Consider the following 18134-nt stretch of genomic DNA (forward strand, 5'->3'; position numbering starts at 1 on the left):
CGCCCGGGCCAGGCGGCTCAGGCCGCCTTCGGCTCGGTGTCCTTGCCACCGCCAGTCGAGCCGCCCTCACCGGAGGACGCGCCCGACTCGCGCTGACGCCGGTCGTACATGAGCTGCATCACCGCGGCCAGCACCGTGAAGGACACCACCAGCGTGGTGATGAGGCCAATGCACGCTACCAGACCCATGGAGCGCAGGCCGTTGTGGGCCGCGGCCAGCAGCGCCGCGAAGGCCACCACCGCCGTGAGCGTGGAGGACGCCACGGCCGCGCCCACGCTGCGCAAGGCCACCAGGGGTGAGGTGCCCTCCAGGAAGCGGTGGAGCAGGTAGAGGCCGTGACTCACCCCGAAGCCCAGGAGGATGGGCAGGATGATGATGTTCATGAAGTTCAGGCGCAGCCCCGTCAGCGCCATGATGCCCAGCATCATCGCCACGCCCACGCCGAGCGGAATCACGGACGCCAGCGCCAGCTTCACGTTGCGGAAGTCCAGGAAGTGCATGGCCAGAATCCAGAGCGCGGTGAGCACCACGGTGACCTTGCCGTCCCAGAGGACGATGCGCGCCAGCCGCGCGTAGAGCTGCGTGGCGCCCGCGGCGCGGAACTCCTTCTCCACCGTGGGGGCCTTGGGGTCCCACGCGTCCTGGTCGAACTTGCCCGGCGTGTACGCGGCCTTGATGACCCTCGTCTCGTCGGAGAACTTCAGCATCTTCTGGCCGTCCATCAGGTCCACGCTCGCGTAGATGTACGTGAGGTAGCCGTGGTTCTCCGGCTTCGCGGAGGGCAGGTTGCGGAACTGCGCGGTGTAGTTGGCCGGGACGCCGTGGACGTCGAAGGGCTTGGCGTCCAGCACCTTCTTGAAGAAGTCCGCGTTGGCCTGCATCTCCGGCGGCAGCGCGGCGACGGAGAAGCCCTCGTCCTCCAACTGCTGCATCTCCGCCTTCCACTCCTCCAGCACCTTGGCGTTGGCCGCGGCCGTCTCCGCCGGGGGCACGAAGGTGAAGATGCTCACCACCTGGTCGATGGAGGGGTACTTGTGCGCGTTCTGCGTCAGCTCCCGGTACACACCTTCGGCCTCGTCCAGGTCCTTGGTGTAGATGGCCATCGGGTCGCTGGAGATGTTGAAGCGCTCGTTGATTTCGTCCTGGAGCAGCACGGACGACATGCCGTCGGGGATGAGCGCGCGGGTGTTGTAGTTGAAGCTCACGCCGTACTTGAGGCGCTCGAAGAAGCCCAGCTCCACGCCCTTGGGCGGCTCCTCCGAACCGGCCCAGGGCACCGCGGCGGCGCAGATGAGCGCGACGATGGCCGTGCTGATGCCCAGCACCATCTTCGGCTTGGGGATGCGCAGCTCCTTGCCGGTGGTGGCGGAGTTGGTGGGCGGGGGCTTCATCACGCCGATGAGCTTCTGGGGCAGCTCCGGGTTGAGGCGGCCGGCCAGCGCCAGGATGGCCGCGCTCCAGCAGAACAGCGTCAGGCCCAGGATGAGCGTGCCCATGCCGGCCAGGAAGCCGAACTGGCTGAAGCCGCGGAACTCGCTGACCATCAGCACGAAGAAGGAGCCCGCCGTCACCACCGCGGCCACCGCGGCCGGACGGCCCGCGTTCATCACCGCGTCCCGGATGGCCACGTCGTACGGCTTGCCCGCGCCCAGCTCCAGCCGCGTGCGGAAGACGAAGTGGATGCCGTAGTCGATGCCGAAGCCGAGCAGGATGCCGCCCAGGATGGACGTAATCATGTTCAGCTCGCCCACCGTCGCGTAGGTGAAGCCGAGCGTATAAATCGTGCCCACCACCGTGCCGATGACGACCAGGAAGGTCGGCGCCAGCTTGCGGAAGAAGATGATGGTGATGAGGAAGATGGAGCCCAGGGCGATGAGCGTCACCGGCTCCAGCGACTCTTCAATCGCGTAGGAGTCATCCACCGTCGTCTTGTAGGAACCGGTGAAGCCGTAGGCGATGGTCTTTCCATCCCCCATCAGCTGGTAGTCCTCCACCAGCTTCACCTTGCCCGGCTGCGCGGAGTACGCGTCAATCTGGCCCTTGAGCCGCTCGAGGTAGTCCTTCGTCTTGCCGATTTCGGTGTTGTCCCACATCGGCTTGACGAGCAGCATCAACATCTTCTTGTCGTTGGAGATGTTGTAGTCGTCGCGGATGCTCTTCTTGCCAATGGAGGAGTACTTGTCGACCAGGTCCTGCATGTCGAGCTCGACGGGCTTGGAGCCGCCCAGGTCGATGAAGAACGGGTTGCTGCGCTTCAGCTTGTCGCGCAGGAACGCCATGATGCGGCGCTTGCCCTCGACCAGGTCCTCCGTCTTCACGAAGAGGACCATGTTCTGCTGGATGAACTCGACGGGCAGCTTGTAGGAGACGTTGCGGACGTTCTCCTTGTCCTCCTGCATGATTTTCGCGAGGTCGTCGGCGGTGCGCTTGAGCGCGGCCTCGTCCTCCGAGCGCAGGGCGACCATGAGGAAGCCGCTGCCGCCCACCATGTCGATGACCTGCTTGACGTCCTTCACCTCTTCCAGGTCCTGGGAGATGAGGTCGAGCTGGTTGGAGTTGATGTGCAGTTTCGACGTCCCCCACAGCGACACGGCCAGCAGGGCCAGCATCACCAGGAGGACCGCCCCGGGCCTGCGGACCAGCAGTCCGGCGAAGGCGTGGGCGAAACGGGAGTGGGAGTTCGGATTTCTATCGCCGCTCATGCGGCGGCGACCCTACTGGCAAACGCCCTGACCCGAAAGGCAAAGCCCGGCCGCCCGGCCGCTGCCCTGCCACGGACGCCCGCGTCATGGCGGGGCGCCCCAGGGCCCACCCTCAGTGGGCGGGCGGCGCGGAGACCCGCAGCACGTCGTTTTCCGGTTCCTTGGGAGGCAAAAGGAACGAGCGCGGGTGCTTCACCAGGTGCGAGAGCACGGCGCGCAGGAAGGGCAGGGCCTCGCGGGCCGGGACGTCGCGGGCGCGGACGGCCACCCCCAGCGCCAGCGAGAAGGACACGACGAAGTTGATGACGCCGGTGAGGGCCATGCCCGCCAGCGCGGCCAGGAACTCCGGCTGGAGCACCGCGCCGGGGCCCATCGCCGTGCCCGCCAGGGAGAGCGAGCCGAGCACGAAGGTGACATGGCGCACGTCCAGCGTCAGGCCGAAGAAGCCGCCCACCAACGGCCCCAGGGCCAGCAGGAAGCCCAGCGTCACGTTGGCCCCCAGGCCGGAGGCCGCGTGCTGGAAGGTGTCCGCCAGCCGCCGGGCGCGCGCCTCCCCCAGGAGTCGCCGCAGCACGCGGTGGTGGGCCAGCGCCTCGGGCAGCCGCCGGTACACCACGAAGTTCTCCAGCCAACCACCCGCCACGCTGCTCATCCACAGCATGACGCCCGTCATGGCGGCGAATATCAGCGTGCCGCTCTTCCACGGATGCAGCGAGGCCACCGTGGCCTGGGCCTTGGCCGGGCTCAGGAAGGCGTGGCCGGTGATGAACTGGTACCCCAGCGCGAACACGATGGCCGCTGGGGCCACCACGCCCAGGTTGCCCATGAAGGCCGCCAACTGGGAGCGGGTGATTCGCGGGATGAGCTCCACCAGGCTCGCCAGCCGCTCTCCTCGGGCACCTTCTCCCACCGCGCCCGCCAGCGTGGCTGCCGTCACGGATGGCTGCTTGGTGGCCAGGGTGAAGCCCAGCGCTTGGATGAGGAGGAAGGCCAGGGCGTAGTTGAGGCCCACGGCGAGGAAGGAGAAGAAGGGCGCCAGCATCAGGCCCGACAGGAGCATCTTGGCGACGACCGCCATCGCCGTGACCAGCCCGCCGCCCGCCGCGGAGTGCACCATCGCGTGGAAGCCCTCGCGGGTGCTGGTGATGTAGTGCTCGCCGGAGTGCCCCGCGCGTTCGATGATTTTGCGCGCCAGCATCCGCATGTTGCGCTTCACCAGCTCCACCACGGAGCGGTCCGCGTGCGCGCGCCGCAGCAGGTCCGACACCAGCGCCATGGCCTCGCGCCAGCGCGCTTCGCCCCGAGGGGCCCCCAGCACGCGGGCAATGGCCTCCATGCGCTCCAGGCCCCGGCGGATGCGCTCCAGCCGGTACACCAGGTCCACGCTGACGCCCGAGTCCTCCAGGTGGCGTGACACGCTGCCCACCACTTGGCGGCAGTCGGCCACGCATTGCGATAAATCCCGCAGCGTGTCCGCCGCCGCGTCGCGCGCCAGGACCGCGTCACAGACCAGCCGCATCCGCAGGAAGGGCGAGGCGCGGAAGGAGGTCTCCGGGCTGCGGTCGCGCACGTCCTCGGCCATGCCCAGGGCCGCCACCTGCACCGCCAGCAGCAGCAGCGCGTCCATCAAGTCCGCGCGCACGCGGGCGGCGGGCATGGGCTCTGGCGACGCGGGTTCGCCGACCAGCGCCGCGAGCTGCGCGAGCCGCGCGGGGGACAGCCGTGCCAGCCAGTCCGCGTCGTCCGGGTTCGGGCACAGGCGCAGCAGCAGCTCCGACAGCTTGCCGGGCTCCGGAGGGGCGGGCAGCAGCGAACGGGCGAGCCGGTCCGACGCCTCCGCGAAGAAGCCCTGTCCGGCGGGCAGCCCCACCTGGGCGAAGAGCTTGAGGCCCCGGCTGCCCTCGAACACGGTGGCCACCAGCCGCGTGAGGGCGGCGCGCATGGCGGGCTCGCCTTCGAGCACGCGCACCATCAGGGCCAGCCGGGTGTCGGCGGCGGAGGCCTCGGGTTCGGAGGCGTCCACCAGCGCGTGGGCGGGGATGCGCTCGCGCAGCCACTGCATCCAGCGCTCCACCCACTGGAGCCGGTCCTCCAGGCTGCCCTCGGGCACGTTGCACAGCAACCGGTACAAATCCCGCACGGCGGAGTGGCCCGGCGCCCGGGGCGCGTACTGCATGCAGAACGCGTCCACTTCGCGGGCGGAGGGCTGCTGCCTGGGGGCGGGGGACGGCACGGGGGCGGGGTCGGTCATCGGCCAGGCACGAGGGGAGGGGCGACTCTACGCGATGCGCGGACCTCGCGAAAACAATGGTGCGGCCGGGAAGCCTGGTGGCCCGGCCGCCGGGCAGGTGCGGGCTACTTCTTCTTCACCTTCGCCAGCTCCGTGCGCATGCGCTCCAGCAGCAGGTCCCAGCCGCCCTTCTCCATCAGCGGCTTCACCTGCGTGTCCCGGATGTCCTGAAGCATGGACGAGCCCAGCACCGTCACGTCCACGACCTTCCAGGCGGCGGCTTCCTTCACCAGGCGGTACTTGAGCTTCATCTCCTGCGTCTTCAGCGGGTGCTTGATGAAGACGGTGGAGGCCACCGTGGCCTCGGGGCCCTGCACCTGCGAGGGCTCGTAGGTGATGCTGTCCAGGTTCTTGAAGTTCTCCCGCACGCGAGGGAAGGCGATGTTCGCGAAGAGGTCCTGGAACAGCGTGACGAACTCCTTGCGCTGCGCATCGGTGCCCTTGTCCCAGTTGTCGCCGAGCAGGAACTTGCCCTGCTCCTGGCTGCCGAAGTGCTTGAGGGCGAGGGCGTCGCGCTCGTAGCGCACGGACTGCACGACGGTCTTCACCGGCTTGGCGATGGGGTCTTCCTTCGCGGCGAGCGCGGGGAGGGCGAAGGCGAAGGTGGCCAGGAAGGCGAGGGTACGGAAGCGGGCGTTCATGTCGGGCTGCTCCTCCAGAGCGGATGCGCGGACGTCTGTTAGCCCAAGGGAACGTCCGGCGCCTCGCGAAATTCACGCTGGGGTGGGAGGCGGCCATCCGGCCGTCGCCAGCCTGGTCGCTGTTCGCTGGCGGATTCCGAAAAGTTGAATGATGCGGCGCTCTTGCGCGTTTGACTCCTCTAGGACGCCACGTCTAGTGTCCGGCCTTCGCGCACTGTCAGCGCAGCCTCTGAGACGACATGCCTACCGACTTCCTGTTCACGTCTGAATCCGTCACTGAAGGCCACCCGGACAAGATCGCCGACCAGATCTCCGACGGTGTGCTGGATGCCATCATCGCCAAGGACCCTCAGGCGCGCGTCGCCGTGGAGACGCTCGTCAAGACGGGCCTCGCCATCGTCGCGGGTGAGGTGACGACGAACTGTTACGTGGACATCCCGAAGCTCGTCCGCAGCACCATCTGCCGCATCGGGTACACCGACAGCTCCATGGGCTACGACGGCAACACCTGCGGCGTCATGGTGGCCATCGAAGGCCAGAGCCAGGACATCGCCCGGGGTGTCGACAACAAGAAGGACCAGGGCGCCGGCGACCAGGGCATGATGTTCGGCTTCGCCTGCGATGAGACGCCGGAGCTGATGCCGGCCCCCATCCACTACGCGCACGCCATCACCCGCCGCCTGGCGGATGTGCGTCGCAAGCAGCACCCGTGGATCCGCCCGGACGGCAAGAGCCAGGTGACGGTGGAGTACCGCGACGGCCGCCCCGCCCGCATCGACGCGGTGGTGGTGTCCACGCAGCACTCCGATGAGGTCTCCAACAAGAAGATCCAGGAGGCCATCCGCGAGGACGTCATCGCGAAGGCGCTGCCCAAGAAGCTCATCGACAACAAGACGAAGTTCTTCATCAACCCCACCGGCCGCTTCGTGGTGGGTGGCCCCATGGGTGACTCCGGCCTGACGGGCCGGAAGATCATCGTGGACACCTACGGCGGCATGGGCCGTCACGGTGGCGGCGCGTTCAGCGGCAAGGACCCGTCCAAGGTGGACCGCTCGGCCGCGTACATGGGCCGTCACATCGCCAAGACGGTGGTGGCCGCGGGCCTGGCCCGGCGCTGCGAGGTGCAGGTGTCCTACGCCATCGGCGTGGCCGAGCCCGTCAGCGTCATGGTGGAGACCTTCGGCACCGCCACGGTTCCGGAAGAGCGCATCGCCCTGGCCGTCCGCAAGACGTTCGGCCTGCGTCCGCGCGAAATCACCGAGTACCTGAACCTGCTGCGGCCCATCTACCAGAAGACCGCCGCCTACGGCCATTTCGGCCGCACGGAGAAGGAGTTCACCTGGGAGCGCGTCGAGGAGAAGAAGGACGCGCTGCGGGATGCCGCCAAGAGCGCCACGCCGTCAGGTGGCCGCCGCCTGAAGGCCGTCTGAGGCAGGGCGCTTCAATTCGGCCCTCGCGCTGCCTCACCGGCGCGTGAGGGCTTGTAAGCACACGGGTCGTCTCCATCAGAAGGAGGCGGCCCGTTGTGTTTCCGCCTGGGCGCTTCGCTGGCGCGTGAGGGCCCGCAACAAGACGGGCCGCTTCCCAGCGAGGGAGGCGGCCCGTTGTGTTTCAGCCTGAGCGTTACTCGCGCCCGTGATGCCTGGCGCTTGGGCGAGGCCCTCGCCCCGGTGCAGGCGGGCGAGGGCGACAGCGGACCGCTCAGTAGCGGTAGGTGTCCGGCTTGTACGGGCCGGAGGTCTTCACGCCGATGTAGTCAGCCTGCTCCTGGCTCAGCTCGGTGAGCTGCGCGTTGAGCTTCTTGAGCTGGAGGCGAGCGACCTTCTCGTCCAGGTGCTTGGGCAGCACGTACACCTTGCCGACCTCGTAGTTGGCGCTGTGCGAGTACAGCTCAATCTGCGCGATGGTCTGGTTCGCGAACGAGCTGGACATCACGTAGCTGGGGTGGCCGGTGCCGCAGCCCAGGTTCACCAGCCGGCCCTTGGCCAGCAGGATGATGCGCTTGTTGTCCGGGAAGATGACGTGGTCGACCTGCGGCTTGATCTCCTCCCACTGGTACTTCTCCAGGGCGGCGACCTCGATTTCGTTGTCGAAGTGGCCGATGTTGCAGACGATGGCCTGGTCCTTCATCTTCGCCATGTGGTCGTGCGTGATGACGCCCTTGTTACCGGTGGCCGTCACGAAGATGTCCGCCTTGTCCGCGGCGTACTCCATGGTGACGACGCGGTAGCCTTCCATGGCCGCCTGGAGCGCGCAGATGGGGTCGATTTCCGTCACCCACACCTGGGCGGACAGCGCGCGCAGCGCCTGCGCGGAGCCCTTGCCCACGTCGCCGTAGCCCGCGACGACGGCAATCTTGCCGGCGATCATCACGTCCGTGGCGCGCTTGATGCCGTCCACCAGCGACTCACGGCAACCGTACAGGTTGTCGAACTTGCTCTTCGTCACGCTGTCGTTGACGTTGATGGCGCGGAACAGGAGCGTGCCCTTGGCGGACATCTCCTGGAGGCGGTGCACGCCCGTGGTGGTCTCCTCGGTGACGCCGAGAATCTTCGCGCTCTTGCGCGTGTACCAGGTCGCGTCCTCGGCCAGCTTCGCCTTGATGGCGGCGTACAGCTCGCGCTCTTCCTCGCTCTGGGGGTTGGCCAGGACGCTGGCGTCCTTCTCCGCGCGCTTGCCCAGGTGCATGAGCAGCGTGGCGTCACCACCGTCGTCCAGAATCATGTTCGGACCCTCGTGGTCGCTGCCCGCGGGGCCGAAGTCGAAGATGCGGTGGGTGAAGTCCCAGTACTCCTTGAGGGACTCGCCCTTGTGCGCGAACACCGGCGTGCCGGCCTGCACCAGCGCGGCGGCGGCGTGGTCCTGCGTGGAGAAGATGTTGCACGACGCCCAGCGGACCTCGGCGCCCAGCGCCTGGAGCGTCTCCACCAGCACGGCCGTCTGGATGGTCATGTGCAGCGAGCCCGTCACGCGCGCGCCCTTGAGCGGCTGCGTCTTGGCGTACTCCTCGCGGATGGCCATGAGCGCGGGCATTTCGCTCTCGGCGATGCGGATTTCCTTGCGGCCCCAGTCGGCGAGCGACAGGTCGGCGATGGCGTAATCCTGCTTCAGGGACTTGGTTGCGGCGGTCATGGCAATGGCTCCTGGTCCAGCGGGCGCGGCGTTCCGGGCTCGGGGAAGTTCGGTGTGAATGCTGCGACGACTCACCCTCGCAAGAGACGCGTACAGGTGAGCGCCGTTGGGTGATTCCGCTTCGAGCCTGGGGCCGGGTCCGGCCTCGCAGCGCTCCTCGAAGTCAGCGGGGAACCTACGAAAAGGACCCCTTCATTTCAACGAGAGACTGCCGCCCCCGGGGGCAGGCGGACAGCCTGCTCCATCCACTTCCAGACGCCCACCTAGCGAGGGAACGTGGCGAGCGTGAGGGACTCGGGAGGGACGGCCAGCTCCCTGGGCGCCAGCGCCACGCCGGACAGGTAGCGCCAGCCGGTGCCGTCGTGGCGGAAGTCGGAGCGCTCCACGAAGGAGCGGTCCTTTCCCTTCTCGAACACCTTGGCGAAGAAGAGCACCTGCGCCAGTCCGTCCGCGTCCGGTTCCCGGCGGTCCATCACCACCAGCTTCGGGTACTGGTGCGCCTGGGCGAAGGCGCGCAGCTCGCGCAGCACCTCGTCCTGGGGCCGCGCGCGGTCGGGGTGGCTGGGGTGCAGCGTCTTCCACAGCCAGGCCACCTCGCGCAGGGCGAAGGCGCTGTAGCGGCTGCGCATGAGTCGCTCGGCGTCGGGCGGCTCGGCCTCGCCTCGGTGGAAGGGCGCGCAGCACTCGCGGTAGCGCAGGCCGGAGGAGCAGGGACAGAGGGGGGCAGGGGGCATGGTGCGGTCCGAGCCTACCCGGCCCGCGCGGGCCGTGGGTGTTCGTGCGTACAGAGGCGGTGGAACGCCCTTGCTGGGCGGGGAGAGCAGGCATACATCCGGGGGCCGCACCCTATGAGCCTCCTCGAAGCCATCGTCCTGGGTCTGGTCCAGGGTCTCACGGAGTTCCTTCCCATCAGCTCCACGGCGCACCTGCGCATCGCGCCGGAGCTGTTCGGCTGGAAGGACCCGGGCGCGGCGTACTCGGCGGTCATCCAGCTGGGCACGGTGGCGGCCGTGCTCATCTACTTCCGCAAGGACATCGTGTCGCTGGTGGCGGCCTTCTTCCGGGGGCTGGCGCGGCGCGAGCCCTTCGGCACGCTGGAGGCGCGGCTGGCGTGGTTCGTCCTGGTGGGCACGTTGCCTGTTGGCATCGCCGGGCTGACGTTGAAGAAGTTCATCGAGAACGAGTTCCGCTCGCTCTACGTCATCTCCGGAAGCCTCATCGTGCTGGCCCTCATCCTCCTCTACGTGGAGAAGCGGGCCTCGCACCAGCGGACGCTGGCGGACATGCGGTGGAAGGATGGCATCCTCATTGGCATGTGGCAGGCGCTGGCGCTGATTCCGGGGGCGTCTCGCTCTGGCACGACGCTGACGGGCGGCCTGTCGCTGGGGCTCAAGCGCGAGGATGCGGCACGCTACTCGTTCCTGCTGTCCATTCCGGCCACCACGCTGGCGGGCGTCTTCGAGCTCAAGCACCTGCTGGAGGCGGAGACGCGGCCTTCCGCGATGGCGCTCTGGGTGGGGACGCTGGTGGCCTTCGCGTCGGGCATGGCGGCCATCGCGTGGCTGTTGCGCTTCCTGCGCACGCGGACGACGTTGGTGTTCGTCGTCTACCGCGTGGCGCTGGGCGTGCTGCTGCTGGTGCTGCTCCAGACGGGCACGCTGAGCCCGATGTCGGGCACGGAGAACGTGGAGGTCCCTGGCAAGCCGGGGACGCCGCCGGTGGAGAAGCAGATTACCGACTAGCGTGAGAGGACGTGGGCCGTGAGTGTGGAGGCGCTGTTCCAGACACTGGAGTCACGGCTGTCCTCGCGGCCGGCGCGTGAGGTGTACTTGCCGGGGTGGACCTTGCGGGAAGCCTCGGTGCTGGTGCCGGTGTTCGAGCGGGACGGCGTGCCCCACGTGCTCTTCACGCGCAGGCCCGCGACGCTGCGGACGCATGCGGACCAGTACAGCTTCCCGGGGGGAGGCCGCGACCCCGAGGACGCGACGCCCCTGCACACGGCGCTGCGCGAGACGGAAGAGGAGCTGGGCATCGACCGGCGCGGCGTGCGGGTGCTGGGCATGCTGGATGAAGTGCCCACGATTTCGCAGTACCGGGTGCGGCCCTTCGTGGGGGTGATTCCCGGGGACGGGAAGTACCGGCCGAGCGCGGAGGAGGTGGCCTTCATCCTGGAGGTGCCACTGTCGGGGCTGTTGGACCCGTCCATCCTCCGCGTGGAGCAGAAGGAAATCATGGGGGCGGAGCGGGACCTGTACTTCTACACGTATGGGACGCACGTCATCTGGGGCGCGACGGCGCGCATCCTGCGCGACTTCCTGAACCACGTGACGCAGGTGCCTGGCGGGGTGGGGTAGGGCGCCGTCGCGTCAGGGCAGGCGGGTCCGGAACTGGAGCCAGGGGACGAGCTCCGGGTGCTTCTGCTCCACCTGTGTCTTGGGCAGGGCATGGGCCAGGGTGTTGAGCGCGTTCTTGAGTCTTCGCATGACGAGGAGCTTCTCGATGGGGATGGCGCGGAAGTCTTCCTGCGCCAGTGCCATCCATCGTGACGCTTCCTCCAGCGACATCGTCGTGAGGCGCTGGATCCACGCGACGATGGGCTCGGAGTCGAGGACGGGGTCACCTTCGCGTTCGCCCAATTCGGAGATCAGTCCTGCCCGCAAGTTCATCGCCGAGAGCATGAATGAGTGCTCTGTAGCTCCCAAGGGAGGTTGTTTCGCGAGGGCATCGTAGATGCGAAGGGCGACGTGGGCCCAACCGGGGCTTCTTTCCTCGCGCGCTCTCGCTGCGATGGTGAACGCAAAGACATCCCAGTTGAAGGGCTCGCCTTCAATGGGCCCACCCAGGGTGACCCTGTCGAGCCATGGATTCACTTTCGAGAGGGGCCATTCCAGGACGTCGTCAAACAGGTCACGAGTCGGGTTCATTGGGCAGGTCCCTACGGGAACAAGATACCGGCTCGGGAGAAGGCCTGTCTGCCGATTTCCAGCGCTCTGGCACTCGTGGCTGAGGGAGCCCCGAAGAGGTAGTGGCCACTGTGAGGCGTGATCTCCACACCTGTGCGTAGCATGCCATGGGCGGCGATTTCAGCTTCGCCTGCTGCGAGCACTGGGCGTCCTCCGCTGGCGACCGCGTGCGAGATTTCTTTTGTTCGCCATGTGTGAGGGACAATCAGCAATTCCCCCTCCGCAGTCACCACCCACTTGATGGAACCGTTGTTCACATACCGTAGAAAGTCGGGGTCTGTGACTCGGACGGGGCGAACGCCTACCAACCGCGCGATTTTCTGCTCGTTGTCCAATAGGTGGGGGCGTTGATTCTCAAGGAGCTTCGTGGGAGCGCCGTCCAAGGAGGAAGGCACGACTGCTCCTCCCTGGCCGCGAGCTGTCATGGCGACCGCATTGGGCGCGAGGCCCACGGTCATGACGCCCTCCGCCACGGTGATGGAGCGCACGCCCCCTGCCATCGCCGCGGATAGCCGGAAGCCCGCCTGAGTCTCGGCGGCCAGGGCCGCGCTGGCGAAGCCGGGAAGGGTGGGTCCCTTGGAGGCCATGCTCGCCGCCCCACCACTCAGCGCCGCCGTCAGCGCGAGGATGAGCACGCGCGCTCCGTTCTCCCCCATGACTCGGCCGAAGCGGTGCCCCGCGTCCTCCAACTCCCGGAACGACTCCGCGCGGTCAGCGTCCGCCGACAGTCTCTGCCAGCCCTCCACGAGGCTCATGAAGGCGTCCACGCCGAGGTAGGCGAGGACGAAGGTCGTCAGTGCGACCGCGACGACCTTGGTCACGGGCTCCGGCGCGACGATGAGGAACATGTACGCGGCCATCGCCGACGTCAGCATCGCCTTGAGCGCGAGCGGGTTGACGACCTCCTTCACGGCGTCCTGTACACCGTCCCACACGTCATCCCAGGCGAAGGTGAGCGCCATCTGCCGGCGTGCCTTGGCATCCAGGAAGGAGAAGCCACCCTCCAGGAGCGTGAGGCACTCGCCAGGGCTGTCCTGTCGGGAGCACCAGGCGCCGTAGTCGTTTCTGGCACCTTGGGGCTCCGAATCCCACGACGCGAGCCGGACCCGTGGGCGCTCCGCCTCCTCTCGAAGGGAGAAGCGCATGTCGAGCACGAGCCGGGTCATCACCTTCCGGAACGCGCCTTCGTCCACTTCAACCGGCTTCGCGCCCTTCGGAGGGACGTAGACGATGGGCTCGCCCTGGCCCGTATCCAGGCGCACGACACGAGGTGTCGCGCAGCCCACGAGAAGCACGCTCAAGAGCAGTGCACCTGCTCCACGCAATGACATGTCGTCCCCCTGGCGTGTGCTCCGAACCCGCGGGAGCACTCGTCAGGAGTTAGCACCTGGCTCTGACGACCTGGGGAGGTCCGGAGGCAACGGACCTCCCTCCGTTGCGGCTCACGCCTTCTGCTTCTGCTCCAACTCAGCACGCAGCTTCTCTTCCCGCGCGCGCAGCTCCGGGGTGAACTCGGCGCCGAAGTCCTCGGCCTCGAAGACGGGGCGAATCTCCAGCTCCGACTCCTCGCCGGGCATGGGGGGCGGGCAGCGGCGCGCCCACTCCACGGCCTCTTCCATCGACTTCACCTGCCACATCCAATAGCCGGCGATGAGCTCCTTCGTCTCCGCGAACGGACCGTCGATGACGCTCTTCTTGCCGTCCGCGAACCGGATGCGCTTGCCCTTGTTGCTCGGGTGGAGACCGTCACCGGCCAGGAGCACGCCGGCCTTCATCAGCTCCTCGTTGTACTTGCCCATCTCGGTCATCAGCTTCTCGTCGGGCATCACATTGGCTTCGGAGTTCTTCGTCGCCTTCACAATGACCATGACGCGCATCGGTTCTTCCTTTCGGTTCGGGAGGCGCTGCGTCCTCGTTCAAAATGGCGACGAATAAGCTCGAAGCGGATCGACACGCGGCGAAAAAATCGCGAGCCAGACTGGCCCAGGGCGCAGGGAAGCCCCAGGAGTCCAAGAAATATCAGGGGGTTGTGCGAGTCGTCGGGCTGGCTGAGTGGCTGCGAACCTCGCCCATGGCGCAACGCGAGCGATGCGTGAGGCTCAGCCCACCGCGCCGAGGGCTGCGTCCCGTGGGCCCTTGCATCGCCTCTCCGCCATGACGCTCGTTTCGCCCGCGCCATGGCGGCCCAGGGGCGCGCGGCGGCCGGGCCCAGCGAGCCCTCTGCGCGCGCCTCCCATGCGGCGTTGTAAAGCGTTGATGCCGACCTCACCGTCCCGAGAGGCGCCGCCATTGCGGGGGCGCGCCTGGAGCCGGACATGGTACGGGGCGCACGGAATGAAGGGGGCAGGCTGTTTGGCGCACTCTCGCGCTTGATGGCGATGCCTCTCCATGCACTGGCCGCGGACGTGCTGCCGTCGTGGAACGAAGGGCCCGTGAAGCAGGCCATCATCGACTTCGTCACCCGCGCCACCACCAAGGGCGGGGCCGGCTTCGTTCCGCCCGAGGCGCGCATCGCCACCTTCGACAATGATGGCACGCTCTGGCCGGAGCAGCCGCTCGTACAGGGCGCCTTCATGCTGAAGCCGCTCCGTACCCGCGTGAAGCAGGACTCTTCGCTCGCGAAGCGGCAGCCGTTCAAGGCCATCCTGGAGGGGGACCTCTCCGAACTCTCCACCATGGACAAGTCCAAGCTGATGAAGGTGCTGGGCGTGACCCATGCCGGCATGACCGAGGAGGCGTTCATCCGCGAGGTCCGCGCGTTCTTCCAACACGCTCGCCACCCGAGGTGGAACGTTCCGTACAACCAACTGGCCTATGCCCCCATGCTGGAGTTGCTCCGGTACCTGCGCGCGAACGGTTTCCAGACCTGGCTCGCCTCGGCGGGGGGCATCGACTTCATGCGTGTCATCTCCGAGGAGACCTACGGCATCCCGCCCCAGCAGGTCATTGGCAGCCAACTGAAGAAGACCTTCGACGACGCGCACGCTCCCTCGGTGCTGCGCCGAGAGGCGCGCGTCGCCCACGTCAATGACAAGGCGGGCAAGCCGGTGGGAATCGACGAGCACATCGGCCGGCGGCCCGTCTTCGCGGCGGGAAACGTGCGCTCCGGCGGCGACATCCAGATGCTCCAGTACACGCGAAAGCGCCCGCGCCCAGGCTTCGCCTTGCTCATCCACCACGACGACGCGGCGCGCGAGTTCGCCTACGAGGAGAAGGACGGCGCGTCATTGAAGGCCGCGCGCGAGGGCGGCTGGGCCGTGGTCAGCATGCAGCGGGATTGGAGGCGCATCTTCGATGAAACGCGAGCACGGACTGGGAACGGGAGGGGATGAAGAGGCGGCGTCCCGCTTCCTGCTGGACCTGGCCAGGGCGCTGCACCTGGCCTATCAACCCTCGCTCCTGGTGGAAGCGCGCGTGCGCCGGGCGGCGAGGGCCTGGGGGCTGAGCACGGAGGTCTTCACGGTCCAGAGCCTGGCCATGACGCAGGTGGTGGCCCCTCGACGGTCGCCCGCGGACTTCGCGCGGCTGCCCTTCAACCCGCACTGGAACCTGGGCCGTGCGGCGAGGCTCCTCCAACTGACGGATGACATCGCGGCGGGAGGCGTGGACCTGCCCGAGGCCCGTGCGAGGTTGGACCGCATCGTGGCCGAGCGCTCTCCCTACTCGAAGTGGCTCGTGCTCCTGGCCTATGGCGTGTACGGCGCTGCCGTCGCGGCGCGCGTGGGGGGCGCGTGGTGGGAGATGTTCGCGGCCCTCCTCGTGGGCGCCATCGCGGGCGTCATCCACTTCGGGACGCTGCGCTCGCAGCGGGTGGACCTGCAGAAGAGCTTCCTCGCGGCGTTCCTGGGAACGCTGGTGGCGTTCGGGCTCCGCTTCGTCCTGCCGCCCTTCGACGTGGTCCAGGCGTTGTTTGGCGGGGCGGTGCTGCTGGTGCCCGCGATGGTGGTCACGCTCGGCTCATTGGAGTTGGCCTCGGAGTCCGTGGAGGCCGGTATGACGCGTCTGGTCTATGGCCTGCTGCGCTTCCTGATGATTGGCGTGGGCATCGTGGCGGCCACGACCTTGTGGGGCTTTCTCTGGCCGATACCGGAGTACAGCGACGTGCACGTGCTGTCGCCTTGGGTCACCTTCTTGCTGCTGGCGGTCGGTGGCGTGGCCCTGGCTGTCTGCATGGCGGGGCGGCGGCGCGACCTGGTGGGCATCGTCGGCGGGGTGCTGCTCGCCTACGGGACGCAGGCTGGGATGAAGGCGGTGCTGGGCGAGCAGGGGAGCCCGATGGTGGCCGCGTTCGTGCTGGGCGTGGCCGGGTTGCTCTACGGCCGGGGCGGACAGCGGATGCCGATGACGGTCATCATGCCGGGCCTGTTGCAGCTCGCGCCGGGCTTCATGGGGACGCAGGCCATCATCGCGTTGCTCGGCATGGGGCGCCCGGGCGCGGACGATGCCCGGCCGTTCGACGTGCTGATGGTGGCACTCCAACTGGTGTTGGGGTTGGTGTTCGCGACCCTGGTGGTGCCGCCGCGCATCCCCGTGAACGGCGATGACACCGCGCCATCGCGTTCCGGGAGCACGTAGCGCCTCTGGGGCGAACGATGCCGTCCGCCCGGCGGACACAGGCGGCGGCGCTGCTCCGCCGCCCGGCGCCGCGCGTAACTACGCGTGCGACTGCTGAGCGCGGCGGACGAACCGCTCCACCTGTTCGGCCAGCGCCATGACCTGGTCGCCGATGGCGGTCTCCTCCTTTCGCTCGCGCGCCTCCAGCAACTGCCGCTTCACGCGCTCCTTGATGGGCCCGATGCTCAAGCTGCCCGGGGCCTGGCTGGGGGGGTAGTCGAGCAGGCTCTGCGCGAACTTCTGGACCAGCGCCTGCGCGGGCACGAACGTGAACATCCGCTCCCCGTACCACTTCAAATACAGGCCGGCCTTGGGGCCGTATTCGAACGGGTCCGAGCGCAGGTTGATGAGGTACGGCCACGCCGGGTCGAAGCGCTTGCCGCTGAACCACATGTCCGGGCCTTCGCCTTCCTGGTAGCTGAAGATGAGCTTCCAGTCGTCGTACCGGACGGCCGCGAGGTTTCCGCTGTCGAGCACGTAGATGAACTCATGCCGGGCTCCCTTCTCCTTGCCCGCGAGCAGCCCGGTCTGGTCATACCCATCCAGATAGACCCGGAAGGTCTTGTCACCCGCCTTGTAGCCGCGCTGGCACTGCGCCACGAGGTCCTTGGGGCCGCCCGCCGCGGAGACCAGCGTGGGCATCCAGTCCTCGTGCGCGAAGATGTCGTTGATGACGCGCCCTGGCTCCACCACGCCCGGCCAGCGCACCAGGCAGGGGACGCGCACGCCGCCCTCCCAGGTGGAGCCCTTCTCGCCCCGGAACGGGCTGTTGCCGCCGTCTGGCCAGCCCATCTTCTCCACGCCGTTGTCGGTGGAGAAGACCACCAGCGTGTTGTCGGCGATGCCCAGCTCGTCCAGCTTGGCCAGCAGCACGCCGACGATGTCGTCCAGCTCCCGCATGGCATCCGCATAGAGGCCGTAGCCGGTGGCGTTCCGGTACTTCTCCTGGAGATAGGTCCAGACGTGGGTGCGCGTGGTGTTGTGCCAGAGGAAGAACGGCTTGCCGTCCTTCACGGCGCGCTCCATGAAGTCCAGGGTCCCCTGGAGGAACTCCCCGTCCACGGTCTCCATGCGCTTGCGGGTGAGCGCGCCGGTGTCCTCGATGCGCTGTTTGCCCACCACGCCCCAGCGCTTGTCCTCGGTGGGGTCATTTCGGTCCGTGGCCCAGCTCCGGAGGACGCCCCGAGGACCGAAGCGCTCCTTGAAGGTCGGGTCCTTGGGGTAGTCCGGGCACTCCGGTTCGCCCTCCGCGTTGAGGTGGTAGAGGTTGCCGAAGAACTCGTCGAAGCCGTGCACGGTGGGCAGGTAGGGGTTGGAGTCACCCACGTGGTTCTTGCCGAAGTGGCCGCAGGTGTAGCCCAGCGGCTTCAGCATCTCCGCGATGGTGGGGTCGGAGTCCTGGAGTCCATACTTCGCTCCGGGCATGCCAATGGTGGTGAGCCCCGTGCGGAGCGGGTTCATGCCGGTGATGAAGGCCGCGCGGCCCGCGGTGCAACTCTGCTGGCCATAGCAGTCGGTCATCATCGCGCCTTCCTTCGCGATGCGGTCGATGTTGGGCGTGAGGTACCCCATCATCCCCTGGTTGTAGGCGCTGACGTTCCAAAGCCCGATGTCATCGCCCCAGATGACCAGGATGTTGGGCTTGCGCGACTGCTTGCCATTGCCGTTTCCATTGCCCGTGGGTTTCGCCTTGCTTGCCATGTGTTGCCTCCTGGGCAGGAGGTGTGCACGCGCCTCCTCGGGGACATGGTTCGGGAGGAGGGGGCGGGAGGGGAGGCAACGGGCCGGACTG

At 67.8% G+C, this 18134-nt stretch carries 14 protein-coding genes and 1 riboswitch; of the genes, 5 read left to right on the top strand and 9 right to left on the bottom strand.

What is annotated here, in order from left to right; genetic code table 11:
- Nucleotides 1-17 precede the first annotated feature (17 nt).
- From BLU09_RS09245 to BLU09_RS09255, 3 genes are all read right to left on the bottom strand, one after another.
- Nucleotides 18-2702, bottom strand: coding sequence for an efflux RND transporter permease subunit (locus BLU09_RS09245; protein WP_090488316.1), 2685 nt, complete (start codon nucleotides 2700-2702; stop codon nucleotides 18-20).
- A 112-nt stretch (nucleotides 2703-2814) separates the two neighbouring features.
- A complete protein-coding gene (locus tag BLU09_RS09250) occupies nucleotides 2815-4953 on the bottom strand; it encodes a site-specific recombinase (protein WP_090488318.1) in 2139 nt (712 codons plus the stop codon).
- A 104-nt stretch (nucleotides 4954-5057) separates the two neighbouring features.
- The gene (locus BLU09_RS09255; protein ID WP_011556449.1) at nucleotides 5058-5633 is read right to left on the bottom strand and encodes a Tgt2/MlaC family protein; all 576 of its coding nucleotides are present in this window, start codon (nucleotides 5631-5633) and stop codon (nucleotides 5058-5060) included.
- A 239-nt stretch (nucleotides 5634-5872) separates the two neighbouring features.
- On the opposite strand from BLU09_RS09255, the gene metK reads away from it, so the two are divergent.
- Complete coding sequence (gene metK / locus BLU09_RS09260) at nucleotides 5873-7063, top strand: methionine adenosyltransferase (protein ID WP_011556448.1); 1191 nt, start codon at nucleotides 5873-5875, stop codon at nucleotides 7061-7063.
- A 271-nt stretch (nucleotides 7064-7334) separates the two neighbouring features.
- On the opposite strand, the gene ahcY is transcribed toward metK, so the two are convergent.
- Together ahcY and BLU09_RS09270 are read right to left on the bottom strand one after the other, a co-directional pair.
- The gene (gene ahcY, locus BLU09_RS09265; protein WP_090488320.1) at nucleotides 7335-8765 is read right to left on the bottom strand and encodes an adenosylhomocysteinase; all 1431 of its coding nucleotides are present in this window, start codon (nucleotides 8763-8765) and stop codon (nucleotides 7335-7337) included.
- Nucleotides 8766-8856: 91 nt separating this feature from the next.
- Nucleotides 8857-8930: riboswitch (S-adenosyl-L-homocysteine riboswitch) on the bottom strand.
- Nucleotides 8931-9028: 98 nt separating this feature from the next.
- Nucleotides 9029-9499, bottom strand: coding sequence for a YchJ family protein (locus BLU09_RS09270; protein ID WP_090488322.1), 471 nt, complete (start codon nucleotides 9497-9499; stop codon nucleotides 9029-9031).
- 114 nt (nucleotides 9500-9613) lie between these two features.
- Here BLU09_RS09270 and BLU09_RS09275 point away from each other — a divergent pair, with 114 nt between their 5' ends.
- Together BLU09_RS09275 and BLU09_RS09280 are read left to right on the top strand one after the other, a co-directional pair.
- Nucleotides 9614-10507, top strand: a complete 894-nt coding sequence (locus BLU09_RS09275; RefSeq protein ID WP_090488324.1) for an undecaprenyl-diphosphate phosphatase — start codon at nucleotides 9614-9616, stop codon at nucleotides 10505-10507.
- Between the two features lie 18 nt (nucleotides 10508-10525).
- Nucleotides 10526-11119, top strand: a complete 594-nt coding sequence (locus BLU09_RS09280; protein ID WP_090488326.1) for a CoA pyrophosphatase — start codon at nucleotides 10526-10528, stop codon at nucleotides 11117-11119.
- 12 nt (nucleotides 11120-11131) lie between these two features.
- Here BLU09_RS09280 and BLU09_RS39320 read toward each other — a convergent pair whose 3' ends face one another.
- The 3 genes from BLU09_RS39320 to BLU09_RS09295 form a co-directional block, all read right to left on the bottom strand.
- The gene (locus tag BLU09_RS39320; RefSeq protein WP_244171566.1) at nucleotides 11132-11443 is read right to left on the bottom strand and encodes a hypothetical protein; all 312 of its coding nucleotides are present in this window, start codon (nucleotides 11441-11443) and stop codon (nucleotides 11132-11134) included.
- A gap of 257 nt (nucleotides 11444-11700) precedes the next feature.
- Nucleotides 11701-13059, bottom strand: coding sequence for a SitA5 family polymorphic toxin (sitA5, locus tag BLU09_RS09290; protein ID WP_167371060.1), 1359 nt, complete (start codon nucleotides 13057-13059; stop codon nucleotides 11701-11703).
- Between the two features lie 111 nt (nucleotides 13060-13170).
- On the bottom strand, nucleotides 13171-13605 hold the full coding sequence (locus tag BLU09_RS09295) for a YciI family protein (RefSeq protein ID WP_090488332.1): 435 nt from the start codon (nucleotides 13603-13605) through the stop codon (nucleotides 13171-13173).
- A 495-nt stretch (nucleotides 13606-14100) separates the two neighbouring features.
- On the opposite strand from BLU09_RS09295, the gene BLU09_RS09300 reads away from it, so the two are divergent.
- Both BLU09_RS09300 and BLU09_RS09305 read left to right on the top strand, forming a co-directional pair.
- A complete protein-coding gene (locus BLU09_RS09300; protein WP_244171567.1) occupies nucleotides 14101-15060 on the top strand; it encodes an HAD family hydrolase in 960 nt (319 codons plus the stop codon).
- Nucleotides 15023-16303, top strand: coding sequence for a threonine/serine exporter family protein (locus BLU09_RS09305; RefSeq protein WP_090488337.1), 1281 nt, complete (start codon nucleotides 15023-15025; stop codon nucleotides 16301-16303). The genes BLU09_RS09300 and BLU09_RS09305 overlap by 38 nt, the downstream gene beginning before the upstream one ends.
- A 78-nt stretch (nucleotides 16304-16381) precedes the next feature.
- Here the strand turns inward: BLU09_RS09305 and BLU09_RS09310 are convergent, their stop codons facing one another.
- On the bottom strand, nucleotides 16382-18043 hold the full coding sequence (locus BLU09_RS09310; protein WP_090488339.1) for an arylsulfatase: 1662 nt from the start codon (nucleotides 18041-18043) through the stop codon (nucleotides 16382-16384).
- Between the last annotated feature and the right edge of the window lie 91 nt (nucleotides 18044-18134).

Source organism: Myxococcus virescens, from assembly GCF_900101905.1.
Classification (GTDB): Bacteria; Myxococcota; Myxococcia; order Myxococcales; family Myxococcaceae; genus Myxococcus; species Myxococcus virescens.

Excerpts from the sequence above, each read along its gene's own strand:
- BLU09_RS09245 (WP_090488316.1), bottom strand. The coding sequence starts at position 2,702 with ATGAGCGGCGATAGAAATCCGAACTCCCACTCCCGTTTCGCCCACGCC.
- BLU09_RS09250 (WP_090488318.1), bottom strand. The coding sequence starts at position 4,953 with ATGACCGACCCCGCCCCCGTGCCGTCCCCCGCCCCCAGGCAGCAGCCC.
- BLU09_RS09255 (WP_011556449.1), bottom strand. The coding sequence starts at position 5,633 with ATGAACGCCCGCTTCCGTACCCTCGCCTTCCTGGCCACCTTCGCCTTC.
- metK (WP_011556448.1), top strand. The coding sequence starts at position 5,873 with ATGCCTACCGACTTCCTGTTCACGTCTGAATCCGTCACTGAAGGCCAC.
- ahcY (WP_090488320.1), bottom strand. The coding sequence starts at position 8,765 with ATGACCGCCGCAACCAAGTCCCTGAAGCAGGATTACGCCATCGCCGAC.
- BLU09_RS09270 (WP_090488322.1), bottom strand. The coding sequence starts at position 9,499 with ATGCCCCCTGCCCCCCTCTGTCCCTGCTCCTCCGGCCTGCGCTACCGC.
- BLU09_RS09275 (WP_090488324.1), top strand. The coding sequence starts at position 9,614 with ATGAGCCTCCTCGAAGCCATCGTCCTGGGTCTGGTCCAGGGTCTCACG.
- BLU09_RS39320 (WP_244171566.1), bottom strand. The coding sequence starts at position 11,443 with ATGCTCTCGGCGATGAACTTGCGGGCAGGACTGATCTCCGAATTGGGC.
- sitA5 (WP_167371060.1), bottom strand. The coding sequence starts at position 13,059 with ATGTCATTGCGTGGAGCAGGTGCACTGCTCTTGAGCGTGCTTCTCGTG.
- BLU09_RS09295 (WP_090488332.1), bottom strand. The coding sequence starts at position 13,605 with ATGCGCGTCATGGTCATTGTGAAGGCGACGAAGAACTCCGAAGCCAAT.
- BLU09_RS09300 (WP_244171567.1), top strand. The coding sequence starts at position 14,101 with ATGGCGATGCCTCTCCATGCACTGGCCGCGGACGTGCTGCCGTCGTGG.
- BLU09_RS09305 (WP_090488337.1), top strand. The coding sequence starts at position 15,023 with ATGAAACGCGAGCACGGACTGGGAACGGGAGGGGATGAAGAGGCGGCG.
- BLU09_RS09310 (WP_090488339.1), bottom strand. The coding sequence starts at position 18,043 with ATGGCAAGCAAGGCGAAACCCACGGGCAATGGAAACGGCAATGGCAAG.